This window comes from Acinetobacter sp. 1207_04, from assembly GCF_052850415.1.
This window is the reverse complement of record NZ_VXCQ01000022.1, coordinates 1-24710: the sequence shown is the minus strand read 5'-3', so window position 1 is coordinate 24710 and position 24710 is coordinate 1. Positions and strand designations below refer to the sequence as shown.

Here is a 24710-nt window from a genome sequence, read left to right as displayed (position 1 = left end):
AATGAATACAGGCGATATTTACTTATCCGTATTTTTATTTGGTATTGGATTTACTATCTATTTAGCTAAATCTATTGCAACTTCAGATCAAGACTCTTGGAAGGTTATTGGTGCTAAAGCTGTTCTCAACGGCTTTACATCTTTAATGGCAGGATCAATCCTAATTTGGGCTTCTGTACCTACTATTGCAGTAGTCGGTGCAGCAGCAATGCTAGGAACTTTAGGATCTGAATTAGTTATCAAATATTTAAAACGAAAACTCAATAAAAACATTAAAAATATAAAATTAAATAAAGAATAAGAAAAATAATGACATACAAGCTCAGTCAAAAGAGCTTGTCTAAATTGGATGGTGTACATCCCGATCTAGTAAAAGTAGTTAAACGTGCAATTGAAATCACTGAATGCGATTTCACAATAACTGAAGGACTTAGAACTAAAGAAAGACAAGCTCAACTTTTAAAAGAAAAGAAAACAACAACAATTAACAGCAGACATTTAACAGGTCATGCAATTGATCTCGCTGCTTGGATCATTGTAGATAAGAAAGGTACCGTTTCTTGGGATTGGAAATACTACTACATCATTGAAACAGCCATGAAACAAGCTGCTAAAGAACTTAAGATACCGATTGAATGGGGTGGGGATTGGAAATCTTTTAAAGATGCTCCACATTGGCAACTACCATTCAAACAGTACCCTCGATGAGGGAGTAAGCTCTCGTTTGTACTCCAGCCCTTACTTTTAATCGAGTAGGGGGCTTTACTACATGTACAGAATACTGTACATTAAGTATATACAAGAAATTGTATTTTTCTATAAAACTCTCGCCTAGCAGATAATGGAGTTTTCATGCAAGTATTTACATATACTGATGCACGTAACAATCTAAAATCCGTTTTAGATACAGTTATTGATGATGCAGATGTAGCTGTTATTACTCGCAAAGAAGGTCAACATGCCGTTGTAATGGGTCAAGACTATTACAACAGTGTAATGGAAACATTGCATTTAATGTCTTCTCCGAAGAATGCAGCACACCTTGCAAAATCAATTGCAGAGTTTCGTGCATCTAAAGCAATCGAAAGAGAACTTTTAGATGAAACGGAAGACTAGCTTTACCCCTTCAGCTTGGGATGATTATGTATATTGGCAAAGCCAAGATAAAAAGACTCTCAAGAGAATCAATAACCTAATAAAGGAATGTCAACGTACGCCTTTTGAAGGCATTGGAAAACCTGAACCATTACTCGGTGATTTATCAGGGTTATGGAGCAGACGAATAGATGAAAAAAATCGACTAGTCTATGACGTTACAGATGCAGCGATAACAGTAATATCTTGCCGTTATCACTACGAATAAATGAAGAAGCTCTTACCTTAAAAAGTAGGGGCTTTTTTATATCTGCCCATATCGAAAATTAGGGTTAGATAACAATTCTGTAAGACGCACTCTTAAATCTATTCTTTCTTGTGGTTCATACGCTACAAGATTACCAGTTGTCGGATCTTGATAAGATTGCAATGTCAAAGGATAGTAATCAAAATTAGTTTCATCATTCGCAATTAGTACTAATAAATCAGCAAAACTAACATCACTCAAGGCATTCATAATGTCATGAACTGGTCTAGGAGAAGCTAATTCATTATCACCATAAGGGTTTTCAGGTGATGATTGCATCAATACTCCATCACCTCGAACGTATTTATACTCATTTTCATCTTCTGCTACAAGACGTTCAATATCACCAAGTAAATAAAACAACATTTCAAACCCTCCACTTCATAAAGCAGAATATTATTTGAAGCCTAATATAAAAGGCAAGTTAAACATTTGTTATTTTTAATCAGTCTATTCTTTTCATTCTAATAAAGATTTTTTAACAATTCAGAATAGTGATACCATTTTTCTTTAAGTTCTAAATACTCATCTTCTGAAATTAGACTTAAATAGTTTGCAAAATCAGCTTGAATTTGAATTTCTCTCAATGCATCAAAAATGTATTTAGGATTATTTCCTCTATCAATTTGTGAACGTATTCCTGACAAACTTCCCAAAAGATATGTATGAGCCTTATCTTTTAATATTTTATTATTCATAACGATATGCCTTTGTTTTAATGATACTAATATAACAATAACAAGCATAAAATTACATATTGAAAGAAGTCATTTTAGCATTGGGCATATCAAATTTCTTAATTGCTTAGGCTAAATACAGCTTAAGCACTAATAAAATTATTTATTCTGAATTTATACTTGCAAACTTGGCATTAATTTTTCCCTGTAATCACAGCAGGGAAAAGCGATTAATATCAAAAAAACAATGAGTCCGACCTGAAATGCAGCACCTATATTGATAGTATTATCTAAGCAATACTGTAATATATTAAAAAAATAAACAGTCAATTAGGTCTTAAAAATGAATAAAATTATTTGTGCTAGTCTAATACCAATCTTATTCAGTATGTCAGCAGTAGTATTTGCAAAAGATAAATGCGATTTGAATATCCAAGCTGACCAAAGAATCCTTAAATTACTAAATAATAAAGAATTATCATTTTATGATTATGACAACTTTTGTCGAGAATTAAGAGCAGCTAACGCTAGTATCTATATTGAAGGAGAAACAACAATTGCATATTCTCAAGATACTGCTATTGCTATTGCCACTGCTACTGCTCGACTTTCAGCAAATGAAGTTGAAGATCAAGGACTAAGACTGACTTCCCGAACCTATCAAAGCTATCTTGGTTATAAATTAGCAAGAACTTCAGCTTCCGAAGATGAAGCTCTCTATTTTGCTGTAAATAATGCTGTTTCAAGAATTAACCAAACAATGCTTGATGAACTAAATGAGCAAAGAAAAAGTCTTAAAACCTATGTGGATAAAAAATAACATAACTTTACAATATAAAAGGGCATGAAACTAAATTAGCTGAAATTGATTGGCATAAAGTATCAAAAAGCTGTCAAATTTTCTAAAAAACTGTGGAACATAAAAAAGCCACAACATTACAGTCATGACTAAATTTTTAAGTCATTGATATTTAAAATTATGACTAGTTGTAATGTAATTACATTTCGCATAAGCTCTATTATGTTAAATAGATACATAACTTTACAATCATTCGCATGTTAAGTTCCATATAACTGTCGTATGAATATCCACTCCCATACTAATCAGTTCATCATACCGCTCGAAAGAATACTCTCTACGTACCCATTTAGGTTCTTGGTCATACTGTACTTTTAATAAGGCAAGAGCTTCATGGTCAATCAGACTCGTTTGAATAGTATATTCACTCCGATACAGATCTTCATTAATAATAGCATCTGCACGTATTTTAATATGTTCACGTACTGCATCATTAATAAGACGGTTAATATCATTATTAATTAAGTCAATATTCTTCTGACCAATCACATCAATATAACAGTCATATTTAGCAGAATATGTACTTTTAATAGAACCAATTTTTTTAAATGTAGTCTGGCTTGAAATATTACCAATACGATAATGCCCTAACATTTCGGAAAAACCAACCTCACTTTTAGACTCACCAACTGTATGTAATAAATGATTATACATAGTTAATATGTGGCTAAAATTAATTTGAGTTAAACAACTTAAATCAAAAAGCGTTTGAATATTGATTCTTGTTTCTGCTCGTTCAAGTTTTGCATAACCTGTTTTAGAAAGCTTTTGCCCACTTATTAAAACTGCTCCCATTTCCTGCTGATTTAAACCTAAATTCTTTCTAAATAATAAAAGCAAGAATCCAAAAATATGCTCGGCTGAAGTGAAAAACACTTTCTTTTGATTGTTGTGTGTCGCTGTACTATCAAATTTAACTGCATCTGAATCAGGACTGATTTTTTCAAATACGATCATAATATAATCATGTGCTCAAATTGAGCCTTTTGAAGGAATGTTAAAAAGTTTAGCTATCTTTGCATCACACAGCAATATCGCTGAAGCAAAAAAGGGAAACAAAGATGACATACGCAATCTCTGAACTTGAAAAGAAAATCGCAATCCTAAAATTCACAATCGAAAATGGCTACGCTGAAGGTAATTCTGAAGCTGAGTTGGCTCAAATGGAAGAACAACTACTTAACGCTCATCCCGAAACTCCTGTAGATGCTCCTGTAGCAACTATTAAGGACACTAAAACAACTCCAGTTGATGACAAGGTTGAAGATGACGAAAGCTCTGAAGAGCAACTAAAGCAACCTGAAGGATCTATTGAAACGCCTGAAACATGGTCGGTGGATACTGTACAAGCAGATGTTGACATTGCTGAACAGTTTACTGAATCATATGCAGTTGTAGAGAATCAGCTCCCTGAATTTACATATGAAAAGTATAAAAAATTCTTTGTATTGGCTGCTAAGGCAACTTGCCTAAGTAAGTGGACAGGTGCTTTTAAATTACCGATCCGCTGTACTGCACAGAATCCACTGCCTGCACGTTTGGCACAGACATTTGGCTTGTTGAGTTTTGACTATTATAAGGCAGATGCTCTGATCAATAAGGCAATTAAGGATACACAGCTTGCCACGCCTTACCTAACAATTTGCTCTGTACCGACTAAAGATCCTCGTGATACAAAAGTTGCAAATCACGAAAAGGTAAAATCAGGCTGCCACTTTATCGCTCATTGGGATACATTCAAGCTTGTTGAAAAAGATTACTTATTACTTGGACATTTTGAAAATTTATTCAAAGATGAAAACCTGAAAAATGATGAATACCATACCCACACAACTGAAATTATGGGTGTGCGCTATAAACAGCAAGTATGGCTTGAAGGCAATAAACAGATCATTGCAGATTTAATTAAAAATCTAGAAACTGTATGTCCTAAAGAAGTGAACAAAGCGACATACAAAGCATGGTCAGGTATTCTTGCATTGGCTCTGTTATGGGATCAGGTAATTTACAAAGAAATGCGTGATTTAATGATTGAAATGGCAGGGACTAATCCATTGGAAGGCAAATACAAACTTGCATGTGCTTTGTCAGTTGTCGTTCCTGAAATTGAATCATTCTTTGATCGTTTTAAAAATAATAAGGATATGCAAGTATCAACAACAATGATTGATGGTTTATTGAAGTCTGTCGGATTTACTGAAGGTTCAAGCATATGCTTCCAAGATATTGCCTTAGCTAAGGCTAAATACCGTTCAGGCTATACTATTCAATTATTGAAAGATACATACACACCTTTATTGAATTTTGAAGATGTGCGTATCCAACGTTACCTGAAAACCCTGAAACGTCCTGAAGCTTCAAACATTCTTAATCAACCAGTCGCTTAACCCCCCTGCCCACCCTGCTACATTCGTGTTTCAGGGTTTTTTATGCGACAAATTGAGTCGCTATTGGGTTGATTTAATAATATAAATAATTCATTGTGCTATTTTTTAAACAGTAATAAAAATGATAGACCATAATGAAAAACAAAGTGATGATCAGCAAAACATATCTGCCACTTATAATCCAAATACTCATTATCCTCTGAAAAAAATGACTTATTGGAATTTTGTTCTATTTGAGTTTTTAGTCTTTATTTGCATTAGTTCTGTAACATTTTTTGGTACATACATTGGAACAAATCGTTTTGAAAGCGAAAATTTGTTCGTAAATAATATCAAGGTCTATACAGAGTTTTTTAATATAGGAAACATAGGAAATACTATATTAGGCGTATTTATTATTATTGGATTTCTAACGACACTAAATATGATGGCAACTAACTTTGAACAAAATTTAGATTCGTTGCTTAAAAGACTTATATTTTCAGGTATTGATTTCATTTACCTGATGATATCAACGATGCTCGGATTTAGCGTTGCTACTTATGTTTTTGCACTAAACCAACCTTTGAACCAAGACATAATTGACCTGAAACATACTTTAATTAAGCTAATTATTTTACTGAGTGGATTAGCGATCGTTTACATACCAACCTGTATGGTACTACCACACCGTGAAAAAATAAGTGATTTAAAAAAGAAGAAGTAATACTTGAAAAGCCCTTATTTAAAAGGGCTTTTCTTCATTTACTCTTAGCATTTTTCCGTTTTTGACTAAGTGCTAAATGTTCTTCTTCAGTCAATTTCACTTTTTGCTTATTCAATGGATTACTCATGATTTCAACAAATTTATTAGGTTTGTCTTTTAAATCAGGATTCGCATCTACAGCTTTCTTATGTGCTGTCATCAACACACTTTTAGCATGGTTTAATGCAGCTTCACGGATAAAATCATTCAGCGACATTCCCTTATAAGCAGCAGCATGTTTAAGTGCTTCTTCCTCTTCAGGAAATAATGGTACAGAAGCTAGTCCACCATGATCTACACGGAAACGCTTAACGTCTTGTGTATGAGGTGTCAGAATATATTTGTATAAAAGGTTACGTGAATACTCGACACGTTGACCATCGGCTTCAGGAAGTACTTCATCAGCAACAACTTCAGCTAACTCTTCTTCATCAAATCCTAAACTGATTTTTGGCTTACTCATTATAGGATCTCCACTAAAAACTCATTAAATTCATCTTTGGCTTTTGAGCTATTCATTTCAGATACAGATAAACCTTGAATCATTGCGTCACGCCATTGCTTACGATCACGGATCACAGCGTTTAATAATTTGAATTTTGGTAGGGTCTGAAGAAGCTCTATGGTATCTGCAACTTCCGTTGATTTAGTATTTGATGGAGCTTTATTAATCACTAAATAAGGTGTTAATTTTTCATTCACTTTTTGGAATGTGTTAAACATTTTCAAAACGTGTGGAAGGGCTTCAACGTCTGTTTGACTTGGTTGAGTTGGTACAATTAATTTATCACCGACTTGTAGGGCTGTACGAAACTCTTCGCTGTCATGTCCTGCTACGTCAAGAACGACATATTCATATTTCTTTTGAAGATCTAACAAAACTTTCTTTAAATCGCCTTTATGCGCTTCAGTCTCAATTGGATTTTCAGTTCTACGCTTTGACCATTTTATTGCTGACTGTTGTGGATCTGCATCTACTAATACAGTAGAACCCTTCTTACTCAACGCTACAGCTATGTTTGTTGCCAGTGTTGTCTTACCTACTCCGCCTTTTTGATTGGCAATTACAAGTATCATTCTTATATTCTCATTAGCTCTATTAATGAAGTTATTTTAATACTAAAAATATTTATATGCTAGTGATATTTATAGACCTTTATCAGGTAAAATATAACGATAAACAAGGGGGATATATGAAAAAAACGTTATTAGGCTTTGCAATTTTATCAATGACAACTATCGCAAATGCTGTACCTAATGTATGGGAAAAATTTGATGAAAAGGGAGTTCTAGTTTATGCAATTAGCGATACAAAAAATACAACACTACGTGTTATATGTGCATACGCTATGCCTGAATCGTATGATCATGGCGTATATGTAGATATAGGTAATAATCAAATTAGCAATAGTTTAAGTAAACAACCACTCTCTTTCTTAGTCAATGGCTCTAAACCTTCAACACCTACGGGTGTAACATCAACAGTATCTGGATCTGTTGAATGGGATAAAATTACTTCAAGTTTTTCTACTGCTAAAAGAATTGACGTATATTTAAATAATAAAAAAATTACAACTTTTAATCCTATACAAAGTAGCATGAATAATATTAAGAGTTTAAAAAACTGTAAGTCACGTTTAAATGATTAATAGTTTTTACAACACCTCTATTAAATAATTTAATAGAGGTTTTTTAATATTTATTGAGTATATCAAATGAAAAAAATTATCACATTATTAGCAACATTAAATATAGCTTCAGCTTATGCTACTCCTAATATGTGGGAAAATCATTCTATAAAAGGATATGATGTATATAAGATTTCAAGCTCTGATAATAAGATTTTAAGAGTCATGTGTAACTCTGCAAGTTCAACAGATTTTATACATTTGATCGAACTTGATATTAATGAGAAAACATATTCACATATAAATTTATCTTTTGTTATTGATGATACTGAAGTTATTACACCTACTATTGATACAATTACATACACTGATTCTGAACATTGGTATAAATTAACTTCGGCATTTGCGAATGCTAATAAAATTGAAGTCTATTATAAAAATAAATTAGAAACTACTATTTACCCTCAAAACCCACAACTTACTTACGATCTAAAAAACTGTCCTTCTATGCTTGAAAGAAAGTTACAAGAACAAAGTGAGGAAGAAGGTAAAGAATATATTCCATCTCGCCCACTTGGTTGATATGTTTTGAAATATGAAAATCCCCTTTGGATGCTTCTCATCGTTTAACGTAGGAGGGGGGTCGTTTGTTCTTTGCCACAATTTTTTATATACCCTCTATAAGTAGGTTGTAAATTTAAATGAGCATGCATTTTCAAAGGCTTTTTTGCTTATCACCAACCAGAATATAATAATGTCCTTTTTCATTTGTGCAACTTGTTTTTGTCATCTTTTAAGACCAAAATACTTTCTTAAACAATATCATACTTCATAGTTAATCAGGTAAAATGTGCACAAATGAAAAAAGGGAATTCTATGCTTAAAAAAGTACTAATTTTATTTTGGTTGATACTAGGGCTGGTATTCACATATCTTCTCGGAACATGGATTTACGTTGTAGAGATTAAAGACATTGCTACAGATAAAGGTGCTGCTTATTCATCTATGTTTGGATGGATGGCTACTGTTTTTGCAGGAGGTGTTGCCGCATATTTATTTAATGATTGGAAAGAACAACATAATAAAAATATTGATACCATATACTACCAAGAAGCAATAACATTACTAAAAGATGTATCCTCAAATATCAATGAGATAAAAAGAACCATTCCTGAACTAACATTTAACCAAGAAGATAGATCTGATATTGTAGCTTCTATCTATAAAAATAAAATAACATCATACTTAAACAATTTGTCAAAATTTCAAAATACTATTTTATTTATTGATTTAGTTGAAAAAAATAACAATCTAGAAAACATTATATTTACACCATTCATTAAAGCTGCTAGATCTAGAATATTAAATGAAGATTTAGATATTTCTGTTCTTGAAAGAATGATATTCAAGGATATTATTACTCATATATCTAAAGAAAGTAATTTTCATGGTAATTTAATTAAGGAAAATATAACTCCGATGCTTCAATACTTAAACAATAAAATTAAAGCATAATTTTATTGATTTACAATTCAATGGGATACAAATGAAAGAAATAAAAAACTATATCGGATACTATTTATTAGTGTATATATTTACATTACTAGTATGTGGCTTATTTCAATATATTATTATATGTGCAGGTAAATCAATTAATTGTATATTTGATACCAACAGCTTTAACACTATTATTACTACTACTGCGTATGTTTTAACACCAATTATAGCAATAATAGGTTTTCATTCATGGAAAGAACAATACAATATAAACCTAGAGAAAAATGATTTATTAACATTCCGAAAAGATTTACATTCATTAAATAAAATAGTGGAGTATTTTAATGTTCATTTTAGAGAATTATTCGAAAGTATTGATAAACAAAAAACTGGTGACTTTGAAAAAATTATATTAAATTATAAAGATAATATTATAGAAGTTAACCAAAAAAGGCGTGATTTTTCAATGCTATCGATAGATTATTTTCATTCTTTAGATTATTATTTAAAATTAAATTTAGAATTCAATGACGCTGAGCATTTTGAGAAAATTAATCAATTTGGTTCTATTCTTGACATTTTAATTGAAATGTTCAACGAGAACGAACCTGAATTATTGAAAAATTATTATAATTCTTTTAATAAAAAATATGAAATATTAAATTCTTCTATAAAAAATTTAATTATAGATACTGATAAAAAATTAAGGATATAATAATAAGTATTATATAAAATGATTTTTAATATCATTCATGTTGTCTGTGTATGTACCGTATAAATCTTCTATATCTGCATAGTCATCTATATCTTCAAATTTTAAAAAGTTATGTGCCATTTCAGTATCTGCGTTCAATGCAGTTAAGAGTCCTTTTTTATAGTCGTTCTTAATTTCTTTTAAATGATCCAGTAACTCATTGTCATTTTCAGCTTCTTCAACAGATCTACCGTTATATAGACCTGTATTTAATATTTTAGCTTTAACGATTTTATTGTATTCAATTTTTGATAATTTTTTCATTCCTAATCCTAGTTAATGATAAAGGGAAGACTACGAAAATCTCGCAGTAGCTCCCCTCGCCTTTTTGTTACTTTTGTTTCTTATGTTTTATTTGAAGTCTTCAGCATTAAGCTTGATCTTCATTTGTCTTGCCATTGCCGCTAAGCCTTTGTAAGTGATACGGATCTGTGGTTGGTGAGTTGTAACTTTTTCAACTAAGTAGCCGCTCATATTTTGATAGTAGCCTATTTTGTCACGACCAAAACGATCCTTATTGATCCATCCTTTATCATACATCCACTGCTTCATGTCTTTTAATTTGATACCACCAAGATACTTATATGCATCTGAAAAACACATACTTCCCTTCTTTCCTGCAATAAGCTCGTATGCATCGACAATAGGCTTTTGTTCTTCAATTATTTTAGCAGCTTCAAGTAATTTAGCTTCAGCTAACTGTGTTGCTTGGTATTGTTTACCCCATGCAAAAGCTGCTTCCGCAGGATCTAGGAAGTTTGGTAGCTGTGGTTGTAGGTTCTTCTTATAAAATTTAAGTTCATTCAAAACAGTTCGTCTTACAATTTTAGATTCTCGCATTGCAAGTAATGTGCATTGCTCTTCATCCAATTGATAAATTACTGACTCAGTTCCGTTTAAATTTTGTACTACACTTTTAGTGTAGTGATCTCCTTCAAGCTCATCTTCGATTTTTTCATTGAATTTATTCAAACGAATGATTGGCTCACCTACTGACTCACGTACTTGGTTGATCACTTCCAATAAATCTTTAGAAGACATAGTTTGAACTGTAGGAGAGGTAACAACTGAAATAGGATTGAATGTTGTAGCTGTATTTGTATTGATATTTACTAATGAAGTCATAATAGTTTTTCCTATAATTATGAATTATTTTAAATCCGCTTATAATCCTTATTGGATTGCAGATTAATAATGTATTTTGATTTTGTTTATAGTCAGTTAGGTTTTTTAATATGGGCTGACCATGCCCCACTTCTGTTTTTATTGTTTTCTTTATAATATAAATTATACATTTTTAAATAATGTATTGTCAACAACCTGTAAATATGTTAAGGGTATTGATTAAAATACCCTGTGAATATTGATATAATCAGAAACTAGTATAATTATACTAAATCTAATTGTTCTGCTTTCTGTACTATTGTCTCTTTAATTTCAAATTCATCATTTAACCAACGTTCAAGTAAGTTACGCATTCTTGAACTAGCAACGTAAATATGAATTGGATTACCTTCACGAATAGTCGATCTCCATATCCATTGAACCATTTCAGATAAAGCGAATACTTCTTCTTTAACAGGATATCCCTTCATTGCTGAAGCTTTAACAACCATTGGGTTAGGGTAAAGATTCATTAAATAGGCGAGTGTATTTTTATCTTTATAAGCATTTGTAGCTTTGGTGTTGAAAGCTAACCAATCATCTTTGTAACGTGTACCTGCGATGACTGTAGCTCCCTCTTTAAATGAAGTCCAAAGTCGTTCTGATTTCTTAGCTTTACGATGGTTACGGAAATAATTGTCTAAATTCTTAGCTAACTGTTCACCTAATACTTTTTTATTTGATTTGTATTGGCTTGAACTCAATGCTGTAATTTTTGTTCCAACTTCATTAATGCCTTTGTGATCAGATATAGTTACTAAATGCTTAATTTGTGATGGCTTATTACCAAACTTTATAAGTTCGTAGTTCACACCATAAGCTTTTAGATATGCAGACATTTGAGAACCTTCAAACATATACGTAGCAATCCAAACTTCTTTGAATGCCTTTAATGTATCTATACTCAATTCCCATACAATAAGCTTTTGGTCCACATACAATAATTGACCTAAATCACACATTGTTGCTAGGTTTTCATACTTAGTACCTGAAGGATCTCCACCATTATCACCAAAGTTTTCACGTTTAAAGCGCAGTGTTACTTGATCTTCGTCTACTTCAATCCATCCTAAGCGGAACAAAGCTTCTAATTCAGTTGCATTGTATTCAGAATACAGATCATAGACTTGGATCGTTTCATCAATAACCAATACATAATCAGATGCATCTTCCAACATTGTTGGAGTTAGGTTCATAAAGAGTTGGTGAGTACTTACAACATTTTCTTTATTTTTTAAGAGGTGCTGTAGACTTTCAGCTTTATTACCACCTTTATAGCTCGGATGCTTGAAACGCTTTTCAATTAATTCAGCATCAGGCTTATAGGCATAGTGAATGCTTGTATCATCTTCAGAAGTGATGTGTGGACGTTTAAGAAGATCGTCTTCATCATAGGTTGTTCCTGAAATACGATGACATTCATCGAGCAAAGGAGTGATATATAAAAATTTTTGATTGTTATCTGCTGCTTTAATTTCTTCAATGATACGAGTGGTTTTACCACTACCCATCATTGCGTCATATACTTTAAACACGGTGCTTATTATTCCTATCGGCACGTTTTTTATTCCTATTGTTTTTTTGAAGTGATACAAATAGCTTTGAGACACTACTTGCTTTATTAGACTGATTATAGCAAATCAAGACAGATTTTGTCAAGTATTTGTCTTGAGACTTAAATTAAGTCTTGAGAGTGTAGAAAAGTCTTGTAATTTATTGTTTTTGTTTAAATTTAAAACTGTGGATAAATAAGACATACATTTGTCTTAGAAAAACCTAGAAAACACACGGCTCTTGCGGTCTAGAATCCTAAAACTTTATATAAATAATAAGATAATAAAATAAGTCCTTAGACAAAACCTTGTCTTAGATAATTTTTAAGTTGTTGAATAAAAATGAAAAAAATATGATTACCTTAAAACAAAAAAGTAGAAATACAGGTACATATCACACACATACATCATGCCCATGCTTGAACAGCCCTGAGCTACCTCCACGCCCTCTGTTATTACCTACACTATAGTTACTATTAACAGTCGGTTGGTTGCTCAAACATTTACTTCAGCATAGCTACGTTATCACTTGCTATACTTCGTAAAGTTTCGAGCTAAAAAAAATAATTTACACAATTTTAAATTCATTTTCCTTTTTTTTTTACAAAATTGTATTCTAAAGAATAGAAAAACAGGAAAGTAAAATTAACGTATTTAGTAATTTAAGTGCTTAACAATAAGTTATTAAAAAAGGAATATGAATATCTACTAATTATTTTAAAAGAAAGGCTAAGACAAAACCTTGTCTTGGAGTAAGTAAAAAATTCAATAAATTCAACGGCTTTTAAACATTTATCTTAAAGATAAAAATATATAAATATCTACTAAATTATTAAAGTAATAAGGTATAGAAGATTGGCAAAGTATAGTTTTAAAATTTTTTTAATGTAGATACACGTAACTCCTTTCAGTCGTTCCTATATCTATTCTATATAACAGAAACAGTAAAAAGATCTGTCGATCCATTTACCATTTCTTAAACTGTATATTTTTAATTAACTCTTATAAAGTATCTCATACTCCCCTATGGGGTCGTATTCACTACTTCACTTCTATACTTTTATTAATAGTATTATTAATTTATAAAAAATATTAATTATTAGATAGAAGAATTAATATGTAACGATTTAACTTATATCTGTATCCTATCGGACACAGCTATAACTTACATCTAACAGACAGTATTCAAGCTTTAGATCGTATCCATCCCTATCGGTCTGTATCCAATCAAAACCATGAACTGTCTGCACTTTAAATAGAATTGGTATTTATGTTACATATGTTAAATTTAATAAAGATACAATTTGATAAACTAAAATTGTATCTTATAAAAATCATTATTAAAAAGATAATTATGAATTTCGTTTAATAGTAATATATTTTCCAGCCATCTTTTCCATAAATGATCTAGATAAGGTATTATATATATCAGAAATATTACTTTCCCAATATACTAACATTTCACTTTTAGTTTTAAGTTTTTTAAATATATCAGAGTTTGTCAATTCCTCTACTTTTCTTATCATGTTTTCTTTTTCTAATTTTTTTTGTTCTTTAATTTTATTTTGTTCTTCCCAATAATTATAATTATCTTCACTTTCTTCTTTGTTTGAAATATATTCAATCAAATGAATTAAATGTTCCATCCATTTATCTGTATGAGTTAAAGCGAGAATACAGCCATTAAGGTTAAATCCAATAGATACCATACCTATATCAGATGGTTTTTTTTCTTTTATACTTAATATTAATTTTTCATCTGCTTTATTTTCAATAATGTATTCAGCTATATAGCGCTTATTTTTTTGAGAAAATACATCACTAAAATCAAATCTTAATATTTCAACTAATAGAAAATTAACGCCTATGATTTCAATGTATTTATCTATTTCTTCTACTGGAATATTCATGTGCATTGTAGCTTCAATACTTTCAACATGAATAAGTGGCTTTCCAATATTCTTCAAATTTTCATATAACTCATTAGCATTCATATAATAAAGCTCTAATTGCGATTTATTTAAATATAGATTGTTTATTATGATCCTTTTTTGTTCAGTATAAAATGCCATTTTTATATGATATTGAATATTTATGGATGAAATTTAGAATTAAATATTAGCCTAAGTCAGATAGGTCTTATTATAACTAATGATAACTTATTGTTATCAAATGTTGACTTTTGTATAAAAATAATGTATTATTATTTCTGCTTTCTATTACTAAAAGTTATAGATAAAGCCGCTATTAAATTATAAAACAACTCAATAAATAAAACTTCAAATTAAAGAAAAGCCATGTACTCAATTTATCAAATATACCAATCTGACAAACTAGTATATTCAACCTACCATACAATCAATCCTGACTTTATAGATACAACAAAACTAGATTTACTAATCAACTCTCCAATCACTCCTTATACGCTCGTAGACAGCTATTTCAAACAACCTGATACATTCTCTATCCAAACTATTAAGAGTGGTATAGACAACGCTCTAGAAGCATCTGAAGCACTTAAAAGCTATCTTATTGAAGCTAATAATAGAGCTATTGATAATACTATTGGAACTCGAAAACCAAGAGTAAAGAAATTGAAAAAGGATCTTCTTTGATATGACTTTGGAAGGGTTGCTTTTGGTTGCATTTAGTTTCTAATATAGTTACTATTTAGATATTATTAGATGAGGGTGAGATTATGACTTCAACGGCTGTAAAAATTGATAGTGCTATCATAGATCAAGCTAAAACATATGGAAAAGCAGAAAGCCGAAGTGCAACTAAACAAGTTGAATATTGGGCGAAAATTGGAAAAATTGCACAAGATAATCCAGACTTAACTTATGATGACATAACTGATCTTTTACTCGGTATGGCACAAGTAAAATCAGGTATGACTACACCCTATAAATTTGGGTAATCTAATGAATATTAGACAAACTCCATTATTTGAACGCTCAGTTAAAAAACTTACAAAGCAAGATAAAAAAGATCTTGATGAAGCTATTAAACAGATTTGTCAAAAACCCGATATTGGAGAAGATAAAAAAGGCGATCTTTTGGGTGTGAGTGTCTATAAATTTAAGATGAGTAAACAGCTCGTATTATTGGCATACTCAGTTGATGAAGTAGATGACACAGTAATAACGCTATATTTACTTAAATTAGGCAGTCATGAAAATTTCTATAGAGATTTAAAACAGCATAGAAATTAAAGAACTGTAATTACTGATCTAAAATTAGTAAAAATAAATTTAATTTAGAAAAAGCCCTCAAATATCTAAAGTTAAGGGCTAATCATTTACATATCTTTGTAGATGGTATCTCGCCTATCTACGTCAATGACTACGATAACTAATTCATTATCTATCACTTGATATACCAATCTATACCCAACAGATTTCAACTTAATTTTGTATTGGTCACTAGACCCACTAAGTTTATTTTTAGGAATCTTTGGGTTCTCTAAAACTTTAACAAGTTTTTTAAGAATTTGTTTAGCAATATCAGGATTTAACTTACTAAACTTTTTTCTTGCGGTTTCTTTGAATTTCAGCTTGTAACTCATCGAGAGTAACCTCTATTACTGGTTCGTTTTCGACTTGTTTAGCTAGTTTTAAAAGTTCTTGGTCTTCAATCAAATCCATCATTCTTTCGTACATATCAGCAGGAACACAGTAAAACGCAGGGTTATTCCTATTCAGAATAGCTACAGCTTCACCGAACCCATTGTTTACGACTTGCATAGGATTCTTTTTTAGATCTGAAACACTAGCAACAAATCGACTGTGAACAATATGATTCATAACTAAAACCTTCTTATATAAAAGCATAATAAATAGCACGTATATACAAAAATACGTGCTATTTATTATGTGGTTGCAAGAAAACTTTTACTAATACTTAGTAAATAATAAATGTTAATTAAATACTAGGTAGATGTTAATAGCTTTGTCAAAACCTAATAATGTTTTTAAGAACGTCACTTCGTTGATCTTCTATACAAATAATATAACTAATAATAAGACCAATTTCAAGACCTGTTAAAAGGTCGTTAGAGAGATCATTATGAAAATTAAAGGCTGTAAAAAACAGTCCTTCCTAGACCAAGCTATACTTAATGGTGGTCAACCAATCTTTTACTTACTTCGCTGCTACTCTAAAGATGAATCCTTCTTCAAACTTGGTATAACGATGAACCATATCCTAACTCGATACGGTTCATTCAAAGCAATGCCTTATGAATTTGAAATACTTTTAGAACATGCAGGAACAGCAGAAGAAGTTTATGAAATGGAAGTACAGTTCAAAACTGAAATGCACCAATTCCACTACAAACCACAAATAAGTTTTAACGGCTCTATTAGTGAGTGCTATACTGAACTAACTGAATCTTTACAAGAACTTATAGAATGAAAAATATATTAATCAGTATTGTAATACTCACATTATTTGGATGCTCTGATAAAGATACACCAAGTCAAAAGACAAAACTCACTCAAGAACAATTCAAACAAGGTCATACACAATTAATTGAAAGTATGGATAAAGCAAAGGAAGAATTAATGGCTTCATATACAAATTATAAAAGTAATAACCCAAGTAAAAGTAATACTGCTGTAGCAGAAAAGTTATGTGAGATAAGATTTGTTGCTGAAGATATTGTTAAATTTCTCAAAGAAAATAGTGAATATTTAACTACAAATGAACTAAAAAGCGACCTAGAAATTTATGAAGAATTTATTCCTACCTATAAAGAATTAGCAAGTAATGCAGGACAGAAGAACTGTAAACGGAAAAAAGATTATTCACCAAAATTTTAAAAATACTTAGATGTTAATAAAGCACAATATATAGTGGTATTGTGTAATACACAGCACAACATATAGTATCACCTGTTGACAAAATACGACAACTGTGATATAGTTCTCAACATATTCAGTAGCTTAGGCTGAATCAAATAATTATCTAAGCGTCATTTATATTTTCCTTTAATTATCCCCTTATCCATCAGCTTATCTAGGTAGGCTGACAGACATTTAATTTTCCTTTTTAGCTCAATTTAGATTATCTCTTTTCTATTTTGAGCTTTTATTAGCTCTAACAATACAGCTATATAGTAACAATAAATAATAATAACTATTTAATTTTTAAAAGAGATTCTATCTTAATTAAACAGCACAGTGACTACAGTACCACAATAAGAATTAATCAAAGACTGCATAGCTCCCCTGCGCTTTTAAATTTCACTGCTTTGAGTCGTCACGACATAAAAGTAATCAATCAGATACTTAACCTATCAAGTGATGAATCAAAGCAGTATTACAGAATAGAACATCTAACACTCATAGATATGCAACGTATCTATATACCTACACGCACGTACACACCCACGCATTTTGCAATATCAATAAAACAATAACCAAAGAACAGGAATAACGACTATGGCAAGTAAGCCAAAAGTGGTACAGCAAGAATCACCTGAAGAGATTGAACGTAAAGCAACTGAACTCGCTCAGAAAGAAACGAATGAAACTAATGCTGCTAAACGTAAGAATAAACAATCAACTGCCCTATCAAGCTTAGACATGACTTCAACAGCACTTGGAACAGCAGTACAAAAAACAAATACAGGAACATAAAGCTTGGACGCAATACAAATATTAAAGCGTCTGACTACTCTTAAAACTGAACGAATTAAACATGAACACCATTGGAAGCAATGTGCTAAATACTGCGCTCCTGAACGTATGCCAAGCTTTTCAGATGTAACAGCATCAGGATTAGAAGAGCAACGTAAACAAGCAAGAGCAGAGTTATATGACTCTTCAGCAGTCGATGGATTACAGCTACTTGTTAGCTCTATTATTAGTGGTACTACTTCTCCTACAAGCAAATGGTTTACAGCTATTCCAAGTGGACTAGATACACCTGATCAATTGACTGAAGGTGAAAGATGGTTAGAACAAGTTACTGACTTTATGTTCAGAAATATTCATTCATCTAATTTCGATAGTGAAGTAGCAGATTTCGTTACAGACTTAGTAACCTTTGGACATGCAATCTTATATGCAGATCAGAAAGACAATGGTGGATTCGTATTTAATACATGGAACATATCAAACTGCTTTATCAGCTCAACACAAGCTAACGGCATAATTGATACTATATATAAAGAATACCGACTCTCAGCTACACAGATGGTCAATGAATTTGGTTATGAAAAATGTTCAGACAAAGTACAGACAGCGTTTAACAAAAAACAAGAAACACAATTTACTCTAGTTCATGCAATCTACCCTCGAACGAAAGAACAAATTAAAGGCGAAGCAGGACAACGAATATCAACAGCGATGCCATTTGCTTCAGTCACAATTGAATCAAATAGTAAACAAGTTGTAAGAGAATCAGGTTATGAAGAACTACCTGTAGTGGTATCAAGATTTAGAAAGCTACCTAATAGCCACTATGGAAGTGGTATGGCTAGTCTAGTGCTACCCGATGCAATTACTGTTAATCAGGTAATGAAGCTATCTCTACAATCAGCAGAACTTAATCTAGGTGGCTTATGGATTGCTCAACATGACGGTATCATCAATCCTAATACACTTCGTATCAGACCTAATGCAATCATATCTGCTAACACAGTAGATAGTATTAAACGATTAGATACAGGATCAGCGACAGTTGGTATGGGATTAGACTTTGTTATTCATCTACAAAACAAGATTAGAAAATCATTGTTATCAGATCAACTCACAGCTCCTAACCAATCACCACTCACAGCTTCAGAAGTCCATGCAAGAGTACAGATACAACGTCAACAGCTCGGATCTATATTCGGACGTATGCAGGCAGAATACATGCAAGGCTTACTATTAAGAACTTGGGGACTAGCAATGCGTTCAGGTATGTTACCAGTTGCTCCCGATGAACTTAGACAAGCTTCAGGTATATCATTTGCATTCATTAATCCAATGGCAGCAGCTCAGAAGTTAGAACACGTCACAGCCGTTCAGAATCTTATGGGTAATGTAATGAACTTGGTTCAGATAGATCCAACAATCATGGACAACATTAACCTTGATAAAGCAGTACAAGTCGTAGCCGATGGATTAAACGTACCAACTTCTGTTTTAAGAACTGAAGAAGAATTGATACAACTTAGACAGGCTAAACAAGAACAGCAACAAGCCATGCAGGAGCAACAACAAGCGCAACAGGCACAGCAAGCAATGGCAAGTACAGGATTAGATATAGCGAAAGAACAAGCTAAACAAATGACTCCTGATCAAATAGGAGAAATGCTTGAACAATAAGAAATATCAAGTCTTCACAGATGGAGCAGGATTACAGGTATTAGATGAACTGATTCAACTATTCCATGCCAAGCTCATTTTTGACAAAGATAACCAGTACCAAACCTCATTTAATTTAGGGCAAAAAGATGTAATAGATTTTATCTTAGCTCGAATCAAAGAAAGTGAAATAAAACAATAATTAAATAATTATAGTTAGCTCTAATAAAAAAGCTAATAAAGAGATAAGAATGACAGATAATTTAGAACAACCAATCATTGAACAAGTAACTGATACAGCTCAACCAAACGCTGCTAATACAGCATTAGGAACAGCTAATAACACAGTTAATGAAATTGAAATACCTGAGAAGTTTAAAGTGGTATCTGAAGATGGAACAGTAGATTATAAATCGACATTGAATAAGATGAATGAGAGCTACAGCTATCTTGAAAAGAAAATCGGCACAGGTGAAGTCGCTCCTAAATCAGATGATGATTATGCAGTAGAAAGAGAAGGATTCGACTTTAATGAGTTTAAAGCAGACGACTCAAATAAAGCCTTTCTTAAATCAGCTCATGCTCATGGAATCACGAATAAGCAACTCGACTTCCTATTAAGCGAATACGATAAACGAGCTGTAGATTTGGTATCAAACACATCACAGATCAGCACAGATGACGCTGTAAGCTCACTTCAAACTGAGTGGGGTAAATCATACCAAGACAATATGTTCTCAGCTATGAAGGCTTGCCAAGCAGCAGGAATTACACAAGAACAGATCAATGATCCAAGTATTGGAAACAATGTAGCAGTCATCAAAGCACTTGCTTATTTTGGTTCACAGATTAAAGAAGATAAATCATTAAATGTAGGTGTATCGGTATCAGAAGATATTCAAACTTTAATGCGCTCAGACGCTTTCTTTGATCCACGACATGCTGAACATAAAGTAACTAAAGCTCGAATAGATGCCTACTACAACAGCCTAAGACGCTAATCAGAATAGATCCCATAGTGACGCATGGATAAATCTTTAAGTCATACGGAAGCCTTGTGTAGAGCATTGGAACTGTATCAAACAACCATCAGCCTTTAATTAAAGACAACTGAAACAACACTCCATTCTCTACAACCAAAACAACAATAAATAGCTCTAATAATAGAGTTAATAATAGAGTTAATAATTAATAAATATAAAAAACAATAACAAGGACATAAATAATTATGGCAACTTCTTATGACACAATTGATTCTTTATTTATAAAACAATACAGCGACACTTTTGTAGCGATGTTGGGCAAAGTAGAATCAACACTATTATCAACAGTAACTAATATTGGATCTGTAACAGGCACTTCATTCACGGCTAATGAGATTACCAATACTTTAGGTGATGTAGTCGCAGGCGTTGAACGCTTTGGAGCTACTCAATACTCAGACGTATCATTTGCTTCTCGTGTAGCGTTAATGAATGACTATCCAAACTTCACACGTAATGCAATCCAAGATTTCTATAAATTAAAAGCAGATCCTTCAGATCGTCAATTAACTTACTTACGTCAAAAATGGAATAAGCATGTAGACAAGACTATCTACAATGCATTGTTAGGTTCAGCACAACGTAAAGTAACAGGTGCAGATACGTATACAGCAGTACCACTTCCTGCAACTCAAATCTTAGGTGATGCAACTAAACCTATCACTAAACAGCTTCTAATCGACATTAAAACTAAGTTCTTAGAGAATGAAGTAGAAGAAGAAATTTATTTAACCTATAACGCTGCAATGCTTAACGCTATTTTGGCTGATAAAGAACTTACAAGTGCCGATTATTTGGCAGGGCAGATGCTCCAACGTGGCGAGTTAAATAACTTTTTAGGTTTTAATTGGATTCATACGGAAATGATCAAATCAGCAGATGGTTTATCAGCAACAGGCGTTGCTTATACTCGTCAAGCTGTAGAAGTCGGTATGAATACTATTTCTCCATTGAAAGTTGTCGAAGTAGAAACTCAAAACCGTTTCCATTCAATCGGACATATTGAAGCAATTGGTGCTATGCGTGTTTCAGAACAACGTGTAGTCGCTTTTAAATTTAAAGTTTAATAGCTCTAATAATACAGTCAACAAATAATAAGTTCCTTATCTAAAAAGGGTAGGGGGCTTTTATAGTCTATAAATAACAATAACTAAGGATGCTAAAATGACTACAAAGACAGACATAGCCAATCAAGCATTATCTCTTATCGGGGCTGATAGTATTACAAGCTTTGAGGAACAAACAAGTACAGCTAGACGTATGAAAACTGTCTATGATACAAGCCGTAAAGCCTTACTTAGACTCCATCCATTTCAATGTTCAACTAAACGAATTAAGCTCACTCCATTATTGGTATGTCCTGAATTTGGATATGCATACCAATATCAATTACCCGATGACCTAATCAGAATCATCAATACCAATACTGAAGACTATGTACTTGAAACAGACAAGTTACTCAGTAACTCAAATACACTCAATCTAGTTTATGTTTTTGACAATAAAAATGAAGAAACATACGACACGCTTTTTGTTGAATGCCTAGTACTTTACATTGCATCAAAGATCACGAAGGCTACAACAGGTAATCAAGGCAATGCAGACAGTTTGTATATGCAATGCCAAGAATTACTTAAACAAGCTAAAGCTATTCAAGCGCAAGAAGTACCATCACAGCAATTCTTCAAAGAGTCAGATTATTCAATCATAGCGAGTCGATATAATGGCTAAGATTAATTTGATTCAAAACAACTTTACATCAGGCGAACTGAGTAAACATCTTTATATGCGAACAGATCTGCAACAGTACAAGAATGGCTGTAAAGAAGTCTTTAATATGCTCCCAATTGTAGAAGGCGGAATTAAGAGAAGATATGGAACAAAAGCATTAGCAGATTTATCAGGTACAGTTAGATTAATTCCATTTATTTTGAGTCATACTGATTCATACATTTTAGCTTTTAAAGCAGGATCAATTGAAGTCTTAGACAAATTTGGAACAAGAATAAGAACACTATCTTCTCCTTACAGTGCCGTAGATATAAAAGAACTGACATATACCCAAGATAAATACAGTCTTTATTTAGCACATGGAAAGCATCAATTCAGGTGGCTACGAGTTTCAGAAGACTTGTCAAATTGGGCTTTAGAAGTATTCGTATATGATGTACCGCCATTGGATGAAGTTTCTACCCCAACAGTTGCAATTAAACCTTCAGAAACAGCGATGGGAAAAGTAGCAACCGTAACAGCATCAGCTTATGAAGAATATAAGAATGATAAACAGTACCAAGAAGATGATATTTGTTATGTATGGGACAACGGAAGCCGACAATACTACCAAGCTAAACAAAATGTAATCGGTAAATATCCGCATAAAATAGAAGGAAATGAAGATTATTGGCAATGGATAGCTCAAGGAGCTGTAAACGTATTTAAACAAGCTGATGTAGGTAAATATCTATTCATCAATGAAGGTATTATTAGAGTTGATTCCTTTATAAGTATAGACACAATTAAAGGAGAAATCCTTTTAAAACTTAAATCAGACGTAGAAGCAATTGCACGATCTTGGACATTTAAATTACCAATCTTCACTTCAAGCTATGGATACCCAAAAACAGTAACGATGTATCAGCAACGACTTGTTTTAGGTGGAACAAAAAAATATCCAAACTACCTTTGGCTAAGTCGAGTAGGAGATACAACACACTTTCTACCAACGACTAATGATGGAGATAGTTTTACTGTATCAGCTAATTCAGACCAATTAAGCAATATATTACATCTTGCTCAATCAAGAGGTATTGTCGTTTTAACAGGTGGATCTGAACTATCAATCACATCTAATAATGCACTTACTCCAACCAATGCCAATATTACAGAACATACAACATACGGCACTGTAGAAAATATAAGACCGATCAAAGTTGGTTCAGAACTCATCTTCGTTATGAAAGGAAGAAATAGGCTACGAACCCTTGTATATGATTATAGTCAGGATGGTTTAGTATCTTCAGAGTTATCTATACTTGCTTCACATATTGCTAAAGAACATGGATCATTTGTAGAACTTGCTTATCAACAAGAACCTGATTCAATTATTTGGATGGTATTAGGTGATGGGACATTAGCAACACTCACACTCTCTAGAGAACAATCTGTCACTGCATGGAGCAGACACGATCTTGGTGGACAAGTAAAAAGCGTAGTCACACTTCCATCAGCGCAAGGCTCGGATCTTTTATATTTTTTAGTGCAACGTGGTTCAAATACTTATTTAGAACAGCAAGAAGCTGATTACTTTTCAGACAGCACAGTCACAGTTGCAGCACAACACGTTAATAATGTCTGTTCAATTGAACATACAAACGTAAGTTTGTTTGGAAATGATGTTGTTGCATATTTTAAGAATGCAAGCAGACATTACGCCTTACCAATCTTAAAAAGAGAAGGTAATAAGCTGACAATAGATTGTGATTCGACAGTGGGTACAGTGTATTTAGGCAAACGATTTACATCAAAAATAAGCCTATTTGCTCCTGAAATACAATCTAGTCCCTCAACGTCAAGTCCTGCATTATTTAAGATCAACCATATCAACTTATACCTATACCAATCCATCAATCCTAAAGTGAATGGTGAAATGGTTGAGCTAAAAGAGTTTACAGAAAACTTATTTGAAGCTCCTAAACCCTTTTCA

The 24710-nt window shown here is 32.3% G+C and carries 34 protein-coding genes; 23 read left to right on the top strand and 11 right to left on the bottom strand.

Annotated elements, in window-relative coordinates; all coding sequences use genetic code 11:
* Window position 1: 1 nt before the first annotated feature.
* The 4 genes from FW754_RS15520 to FW754_RS15505 all read left to right on the top strand — a co-directional run bounded on the left by FW754_RS15520 (window position 2) and on the right by FW754_RS15505 (window position 1363).
* Entirely contained in the window at window positions 2-301 is a 300-nt protein-coding gene (locus FW754_RS15520; protein ID WP_446325154.1) for a hypothetical protein, read from the top strand.
* A gap of 8 nt (window positions 302-309) precedes the next feature.
* Window positions 310-708, top strand: a complete 399-nt coding sequence (locus FW754_RS15515) for a M15 family metallopeptidase (RefSeq protein ID WP_446325153.1) — start codon at window positions 310-312, stop codon at window positions 706-708.
* A gap of 144 nt (window positions 709-852) precedes the next feature.
* Window positions 853-1116, top strand: a complete 264-nt coding sequence (locus FW754_RS15510; RefSeq protein ID WP_048764935.1) for a type II toxin-antitoxin system Phd/YefM family antitoxin — start codon at window positions 853-855, stop codon at window positions 1114-1116.
* A complete protein-coding gene (locus FW754_RS15505) occupies window positions 1100-1363 on the top strand; it encodes a Txe/YoeB family addiction module toxin (protein ID WP_446325152.1) in 264 nt (87 codons plus the stop codon). The genes FW754_RS15510 and FW754_RS15505 overlap by 17 nt, the downstream gene beginning before the upstream one ends.
* A 36-nt stretch (window positions 1364-1399) precedes the next feature.
* Here the strand turns inward: FW754_RS15505 and FW754_RS15500 are convergent, their stop codons facing one another.
* Both FW754_RS15500 and FW754_RS15495 read right to left on the bottom strand, forming a co-directional pair.
* Entirely contained in the window at window positions 1400-1768 is a 369-nt protein-coding gene (locus FW754_RS15500) for a hypothetical protein (RefSeq protein WP_446325151.1), read from the bottom strand.
* Window positions 1769-1866: 98 nt separating this feature from the next.
* On the bottom strand, window positions 1867-2100 hold the full coding sequence (locus tag FW754_RS15495; RefSeq protein ID WP_446325150.1) for a hypothetical protein: 234 nt from the start codon (window positions 2098-2100) through the stop codon (window positions 1867-1869).
* A 322-nt stretch (window positions 2101-2422) separates the two neighbouring features.
* Between FW754_RS15495 and FW754_RS15490 the strand changes: the two genes are divergently transcribed.
* Window positions 2423-2899 (top strand): hypothetical protein, encoded by a 477-nt coding sequence (locus FW754_RS15490; RefSeq protein WP_446325149.1) that lies wholly within the window; start codon window positions 2423-2425, stop codon window positions 2897-2899.
* 228 nt (window positions 2900-3127) lie between these two features.
* Here FW754_RS15490 and FW754_RS15485 read toward each other — a convergent pair whose 3' ends face one another.
* Window positions 3128-3895 carry a hypothetical protein gene (locus FW754_RS15485; RefSeq protein WP_446325148.1) on the bottom strand — a complete coding sequence of 256 codons (768 nt, stop codon included), beginning with the start codon at window positions 3893-3895 and terminating at the stop codon, window positions 3128-3130.
* Between the two features lie 104 nt (window positions 3896-3999).
* Between FW754_RS15485 and FW754_RS15480 the strand changes: the two genes are divergently transcribed.
* Entirely contained in the window at window positions 4000-5325 is a 1326-nt protein-coding gene (locus tag FW754_RS15480) for a hypothetical protein (RefSeq protein ID WP_446325147.1), read from the top strand.
* A 121-nt stretch (window positions 5326-5446) separates the two neighbouring features.
* Complete coding sequence (locus tag FW754_RS15475) at window positions 5447-6031, top strand: hypothetical protein (RefSeq protein ID WP_446325146.1); 585 nt, start codon at window positions 5447-5449, stop codon at window positions 6029-6031.
* Between the two features lie 34 nt (window positions 6032-6065).
* Here FW754_RS15475 and FW754_RS15470 read toward each other — a convergent pair whose 3' ends face one another.
* Both FW754_RS15470 and FW754_RS15465 read right to left on the bottom strand, forming a co-directional pair.
* The gene (locus FW754_RS15470; RefSeq protein WP_446325145.1) at window positions 6066-6533 is read right to left on the bottom strand and encodes a plasmid mobilization protein; all 468 of its coding nucleotides are present in this window, start codon (window positions 6531-6533) and stop codon (window positions 6066-6068) included.
* On the bottom strand, window positions 6533-7147 hold the full coding sequence (locus FW754_RS15465; protein ID WP_446325144.1) for an AAA family ATPase: 615 nt from the start codon (window positions 7145-7147) through the stop codon (window positions 6533-6535). The genes FW754_RS15470 and FW754_RS15465 overlap by 1 nt, the downstream gene beginning before the upstream one ends.
* 116 nt (window positions 7148-7263) lie before the next feature.
* On the opposite strand from FW754_RS15465, the gene FW754_RS15460 reads away from it, so the two are divergent.
* The 4 genes from FW754_RS15460 to FW754_RS15445 all read left to right on the top strand — a co-directional run bounded on the left by FW754_RS15460 (window position 7264) and on the right by FW754_RS15445 (window position 9910).
* The gene (locus FW754_RS15460) at window positions 7264-7719 is read left to right on the top strand and encodes a hypothetical protein (RefSeq protein ID WP_446325143.1); all 456 of its coding nucleotides are present in this window, start codon (window positions 7264-7266) and stop codon (window positions 7717-7719) included.
* Window positions 7720-7785: 66 nt separating this feature from the next.
* Window positions 7786-8280 (top strand): hypothetical protein, encoded by a 495-nt coding sequence (locus FW754_RS15455; RefSeq protein WP_446325142.1) that lies wholly within the window; start codon window positions 7786-7788, stop codon window positions 8278-8280.
* A gap of 276 nt (window positions 8281-8556) precedes the next feature.
* The gene (locus FW754_RS15450; protein ID WP_446325141.1) at window positions 8557-9213 is read left to right on the top strand and encodes a hypothetical protein; all 657 of its coding nucleotides are present in this window, start codon (window positions 8557-8559) and stop codon (window positions 9211-9213) included.
* A 31-nt stretch (window positions 9214-9244) separates the two neighbouring features.
* On the top strand, window positions 9245-9910 hold the full coding sequence (locus tag FW754_RS15445) for a hypothetical protein (protein WP_446325140.1): 666 nt from the start codon (window positions 9245-9247) through the stop codon (window positions 9908-9910).
* 9 nt (window positions 9911-9919) lie between these two features.
* On the opposite strand, the gene FW754_RS15440 is transcribed toward FW754_RS15445, so the two are convergent.
* From FW754_RS15440 to FW754_RS15425, 4 genes are all read right to left on the bottom strand, one after another.
* Window positions 9920-10213: a hypothetical protein gene (locus FW754_RS15440; RefSeq protein ID WP_446325139.1), complete on the bottom strand. Its 294-nt coding sequence runs from the start codon at window positions 10211-10213 to the stop codon at window positions 9920-9922.
* Window positions 10214-10300: 87 nt separating this feature from the next.
* Window positions 10301-11074 (bottom strand): phage antirepressor KilAC domain-containing protein, encoded by a 774-nt coding sequence (locus FW754_RS15435; protein ID WP_446325138.1) that lies wholly within the window; start codon window positions 11072-11074, stop codon window positions 10301-10303.
* Between the two features lie 263 nt (window positions 11075-11337).
* Window positions 11338-12648: a hypothetical protein gene (locus FW754_RS15430; RefSeq protein WP_446325137.1), complete on the bottom strand. Its 1311-nt coding sequence runs from the start codon at window positions 12646-12648 to the stop codon at window positions 11338-11340.
* Window positions 12649-14018: 1370 nt separating this feature from the next.
* Complete coding sequence (locus FW754_RS15425; protein WP_446325136.1) at window positions 14019-14660, bottom strand: hypothetical protein; 642 nt, start codon at window positions 14658-14660, stop codon at window positions 14019-14021.
* Between the two features lie 303 nt (window positions 14661-14963).
* Between FW754_RS15425 and FW754_RS15420 the strand changes: the two genes are divergently transcribed.
* From FW754_RS15420 to FW754_RS15410, 3 genes are all read left to right on the top strand, one after another.
* Window positions 14964-15281, top strand: coding sequence for a hypothetical protein (locus FW754_RS15420; protein ID WP_446325135.1), 318 nt, complete (start codon window positions 14964-14966; stop codon window positions 15279-15281).
* 83 nt (window positions 15282-15364) lie between these two features.
* Window positions 15365-15586, top strand: a complete 222-nt coding sequence (locus tag FW754_RS15415) for a TA system antitoxin ParD family protein (protein WP_446325134.1) — start codon at window positions 15365-15367, stop codon at window positions 15584-15586.
* A gap of 4 nt (window positions 15587-15590) precedes the next feature.
* Window positions 15591-15881, top strand: a complete 291-nt coding sequence (locus tag FW754_RS15410; RefSeq protein WP_446325133.1) for a type II toxin-antitoxin system RelE/ParE family toxin — start codon at window positions 15591-15593, stop codon at window positions 15879-15881.
* Window positions 15882-15967: 86 nt separating this feature from the next.
* Here the strand turns inward: FW754_RS15410 and FW754_RS15405 are convergent, their stop codons facing one another.
* Window positions 15968-16234, bottom strand: coding sequence for a type II toxin-antitoxin system RelE family toxin (locus tag FW754_RS15405; protein WP_446325132.1), 267 nt, complete (start codon window positions 16232-16234; stop codon window positions 15968-15970).
* Window positions 16188-16472, bottom strand: a complete 285-nt coding sequence (locus FW754_RS15400; protein ID WP_446325131.1) for a type II toxin-antitoxin system Phd/YefM family antitoxin — start codon at window positions 16470-16472, stop codon at window positions 16188-16190. The genes FW754_RS15405 and FW754_RS15400 overlap by 47 nt, the downstream gene beginning before the upstream one ends.
* A 388-nt stretch (window positions 16473-16860) precedes the next feature.
* On the opposite strand from FW754_RS15400, the gene FW754_RS15395 reads away from it, so the two are divergent.
* From FW754_RS15395 to FW754_RS15355, 9 genes are all read left to right on the top strand, one after another.
* Window positions 16861-17082, top strand: a complete 222-nt coding sequence (locus tag FW754_RS15395) for a hypothetical protein (protein WP_446325130.1) — start codon at window positions 16861-16863, stop codon at window positions 17080-17082.
* Window positions 17079-17489 carry a hypothetical protein gene (locus tag FW754_RS15390; RefSeq protein WP_446325129.1) on the top strand — a complete coding sequence of 137 codons (411 nt, stop codon included), beginning with the start codon at window positions 17079-17081 and terminating at the stop codon, window positions 17487-17489. Before FW754_RS15395 ends, FW754_RS15390 begins: the two co-directional genes overlap by 4 nt.
* A 621-nt stretch (window positions 17490-18110) precedes the next feature.
* Window positions 18111-18308 (top strand): hypothetical protein, encoded by a 198-nt coding sequence (locus FW754_RS15385; RefSeq protein ID WP_446325128.1) that lies wholly within the window; start codon window positions 18111-18113, stop codon window positions 18306-18308.
* Window positions 18309-18311: 3 nt separating this feature from the next.
* Window positions 18312-19985 carry a portal protein gene (locus FW754_RS15380; RefSeq protein WP_446325127.1) on the top strand — a complete coding sequence of 558 codons (1674 nt, stop codon included), beginning with the start codon at window positions 18312-18314 and terminating at the stop codon, window positions 19983-19985.
* The gene (locus FW754_RS15375) at window positions 19975-20166 is read left to right on the top strand and encodes a hypothetical protein (RefSeq protein ID WP_446325126.1); all 192 of its coding nucleotides are present in this window, start codon (window positions 19975-19977) and stop codon (window positions 20164-20166) included. Before FW754_RS15380 ends, FW754_RS15375 begins: the two co-directional genes overlap by 11 nt.
* Before the next feature lie 49 nt (window positions 20167-20215).
* The gene (locus tag FW754_RS15370; RefSeq protein ID WP_446325125.1) at window positions 20216-20965 is read left to right on the top strand and encodes a hypothetical protein; all 750 of its coding nucleotides are present in this window, start codon (window positions 20216-20218) and stop codon (window positions 20963-20965) included.
* 227 nt (window positions 20966-21192) lie between these two features.
* Entirely contained in the window at window positions 21193-22074 is an 882-nt protein-coding gene (locus FW754_RS15365; protein WP_446325124.1) for a phage capsid protein, read from the top strand.
* A gap of 97 nt (window positions 22075-22171) precedes the next feature.
* Window positions 22172-22738, top strand: a complete 567-nt coding sequence (locus FW754_RS15360) for a hypothetical protein (protein WP_446325123.1) — start codon at window positions 22172-22174, stop codon at window positions 22736-22738.
* A partial coding sequence (locus FW754_RS15355; protein ID WP_446325122.1) for a hypothetical protein occupies window positions 22731-24710 on the top strand: 1980 nt, incomplete at its 3' end. The genes FW754_RS15360 and FW754_RS15355, both read left to right, overlap by 8 nt.